This is a genomic window from uncultured Veillonella sp. (genome assembly GCF_937981445.1).
Classification (GTDB): Bacteria; Bacillota; Negativicutes; order Veillonellales; family Veillonellaceae; genus Veillonella_A.
In genome coordinates this window covers 1-3460 of the sequence record NZ_CALJON010000045.1, presented here as the reverse complement: position 1 = coordinate 3460, position 3460 = coordinate 1, and the positions used below count along the sequence as shown (strand labels likewise).

General features: G+C 34.5%; 4 protein-coding genes. 1 reads left to right on the top strand and 3 read right to left on the bottom strand.

Annotated features, from left to right (window positions below; genetic code table 11):
• The 3 genes from Q0376_RS07355 to Q0376_RS07345 form a co-directional block, all read right to left on the bottom strand.
• Nucleotides 1–638 (bottom strand): aminotransferase class I/II-fold pyridoxal phosphate-dependent enzyme (locus Q0376_RS07355; RefSeq protein WP_298705964.1); only part of this gene is annotated, 638 nt, incomplete at its 3' end.
• 151 nt (nucleotides 639–789) lie between these two features.
• Nucleotides 790–1551 (bottom strand): basic amino acid ABC transporter substrate-binding protein, encoded by a 762-nt coding sequence (locus Q0376_RS07350; protein WP_298705961.1) that lies wholly within the window; start codon nucleotides 1549–1551, stop codon nucleotides 790–792.
• Nucleotides 1552–1575: 24 nt separating this feature from the next.
• Nucleotides 1576–2400 carry a basic amino acid ABC transporter substrate-binding protein gene (locus Q0376_RS07345; protein WP_298705958.1) on the bottom strand — a complete coding sequence of 275 codons (825 nt, stop codon included), beginning with the start codon at nucleotides 2398–2400 and terminating at the stop codon, nucleotides 1576–1578.
• 826 nt (nucleotides 2401–3226) lie between these two features.
• On the opposite strand from Q0376_RS07345, the gene Q0376_RS07340 reads away from it, so the two are divergent.
• Nucleotides 3227–3460: HD domain-containing protein (locus tag Q0376_RS07340; RefSeq protein WP_298705955.1), on the top strand; the 234-nt coding region annotated here is incomplete at its 3' end.

The following is a 3460-nucleotide window of genomic DNA, read 5'->3' as shown; positions in this document are numbered from 1 at the left end:
TAAGATAATTCCCCATAAGGATTATCTTCTAGTACAACTACATTGTATTGACTTACTAAATCCATAAAGTGTTTGCGTCTTTCTTCTGACCAGCAAAGGCCCGTAGGATTTTGAAAATCGGGAATAACATATATGGCTTTAACAGAAGGATCGTTAGCTAATTTGCCTTTTAATACATTTAAATTCATTCCCTCTGTATCACATACAATCCCCTCTACTTTAGCACCTGAAAAGCGTAATACATTCTGTGCATCAATAAAGGTAGGGTCTTCCACAAGTACTGTATCGCCAGGTTCTAAGAATAATTTAGTCAATAATTCTAACGATTGCATGGATCCCGTTGTAACTTGGATTTGATCCACATTACTGTGAATGCCATACTGCTCCATTAATAGACTCAATTGCTCCCGTAAACCTACATAACCTAATACAGCGCCATATTGTAATATTTCGGGCCCCTGTTCAGTCAATACTTTTTGTGCTACTAGGCCCAATTCCTTAGCAGGAAAGGCTGTCTTATCAGGACAGCCTTCACCTAAGGAAATAATATGTTCACCTTTTACTTTCTCTTTTAAAGCACCAATAACAGACCGTTCAATAGCCTTCGCGCGCTTAGCATACAAAGTATCTAGTATCATATAATTTATTCCTCTTTAACAATCATCTAATTATGTAATAATAATCTAATTATGTAATAATAATCTAATTATGTAACAACAATCTATGTATGTAACAACAACCTACGTATCTAACAATAATCTTCTTATGTCACAATAATGTAATTACAATTTATTTAATATCGCCAAACCATTTTTTCTGAAGCTTATCATATTCGCCATTTTCTTTAAGCTTCTTTAAGGCAGCATTCATTTGATCTAATAATTCTTTCTTATCCTTGCTAATGCCAATGCCAAGGAAATGTTCTTGTAATCCTACTGGTACAACTTTCAAATTCTTCATACCTAATTTATTAATATAATATTTAGCCACTGGCTCATCAAGCATAACAATTTGCACTTGGCCATTAGATAAATCTTCTAACATATTAGGAATGGCATCAAATTCTTTTACTGTTGTGCCTGGCTTTTCCTTTGCCAACATAGCGCCAGTTGTACCGATTTGAGCAGCCACTGTTTTACCAGCAATATCATTTTCGCTGTTTACATTTGTTTCACTATCTTTTACAACCATAACTAAGTCTACTTGGTAATATGGTTCAGTAAAATAAATCTTTTCTTTTCTTGCATCCGTAATAACCATGCCCGATGCAATAGCATCAATTTGTCCACTTTGTAAGGCTGGGATTAACGCATCAAAGCCCATGCTTACAAATTTAGCTTCATAGCCCATTTCTTTAGCAATAGCCTGACTTAAATCTACATCAAAGCCTTTATATGTATCTCCTTCGGAAAATTCAAAAGGTGGATAGGTTGTTTCTGCTGCAAAAGTCAACACTTTCTTATCACTACTTGTATCACTGCCACAACCCGCTACTAAACCCATAATAACTAAGGCAGAGCTCACAATGGCTAAGCTTTTCTTCCAATTCATAACTAACACCTCTCCTTTTTACAATCAGGTCCCTGCCCATTCAATTGGCATATCAGCAGGGGCATCTGTTTTAAACCATTTTTGGTAAATAGAATTTAACTCACCATTTTTCTTCATTTCTTCTAATGCTTTGTTTACTTCTGCTTGTAGTTCTTTATTATCTTTTGCTACAGCAAAACCAAAATATTTTTTAGTATTTGGATATGGTATAACCTTAATATTTGCTTCTGGATGTTTTGATGCATAATATTGCGCTACAGGCAAATCGAGCACAGAGGCATCAACAGCACCATTACTTAATTCTAATAACGCTTCACTGCTATGATCAAATTGTTTTAAAGAAGCACCTGCAATATTAGAAGCTAAATCGGCACCAGTTGTACCAATTTGTACAGAAATGTTTTTACCTTCTAAATCTTTTAAATCTTTTATAGTAGAATCAGCTTTTACAACAACGCCCATGGCCGATTCATAATAAGGTTCTGAGAATAATACTTTCTCTGCTCTTGCTTTAGTAATGGTCATACCAGATGCGGCAAGATCAATATCTTTATTGCCGAGACTAGGAATTAAAGAATCAAACGCCACATTTTTAATTTCTACTTCCGCATTCATATGTTTAGCTACAGCGTGGATTAAATCTATATCAAATCCAGCTAACGATTTTGATTGATCGTCTGTAAACTCAAAAGGGATGAACGTAGGATTGGAACCTACATGAATTATTTTCTTCCCATTAGCAGCTGTTGCTTGCTTATTGTCATCAGAACCACAACCAGTTAATACAGCACCGACAGCTAATACAGCGAGGCCGGCAAAAATAAATTTTTTAACTTTCTTTGAAACCATATTTGTTCTTCCTCTCTTTTCTCTCAATGAATTTCTATTCACTACTACCTTTGCACTTCATGTATACAATATCTGTTGTTGTATAAAATATATAGTAATAATTCCCTACAGACATTGTGTTTTGAGTGCTGCTTTATCAAGCATGTTGTAATTATACATAAACATGAATATATAGTCAATAGCGAATTGTATATTTTCTTATAATTTTATGAATATTAATACATAATATATATATTTATATTTTTAAAAGCTCTATCAGTATCATTTTTACGCCATTAAGTAATGCTTTTACCAATACCTTTTATCCTTTTACCCTATAAGAGGATACATGCATAAAAAAAGGACTATAAATATAGTCCTTTGTACGGCTGACCTGGTCTTTGCCCCCACACTCGCCTGCTGGAAGGTTCGCTCCTAAGTCTTCTGACTCCCCACTACTACTCCTCTCGAATTTTCGGCAGGTCTTACTTCTAAGCCGCACCATGCTCATAATTACTTTGAATTACTTACGTGGATCGTTTTGCCTGCGACTGGCCTCGACTTTCAACCACAGACCCGTACTCTGTGATTATATGAAATGTATCGAACTTTGTCTATAGCAAAATGGTATTATTGCATTTAATTTTTCCCTTGATACTTTTATACACTAAAGGATTTATTATATACTACTACCGCCACCATTAAATTCTCATTTATACTCTCATTATAGGTGAATTCTTCCTATACATATATAGCAAGATTAAGGTATACCCATTTTTACCATTATATTGTATAATATCTATACTTGTTAAGGTGAGGAAATAAATTAGGGAAGGATTTTTTTATTATGTTTATGTTATCTTTAATGCAGCCATCAGGCTTATACGAATTAGAAAAGGACAGCTTAGAAGCCATTAGTGCACAGCTACTTCAAATGATTCGTATGAAAAGCTACGAATTGTATAAGCACTCCTTGAACGTGGCTAACTACTCTGTTAGTATAGCTGCTAAATTAGGATTACCAGCTAATGAAATCGTACAAATTCGTCATGGTGCGTTATTGCATGATCTAGGCTTGATT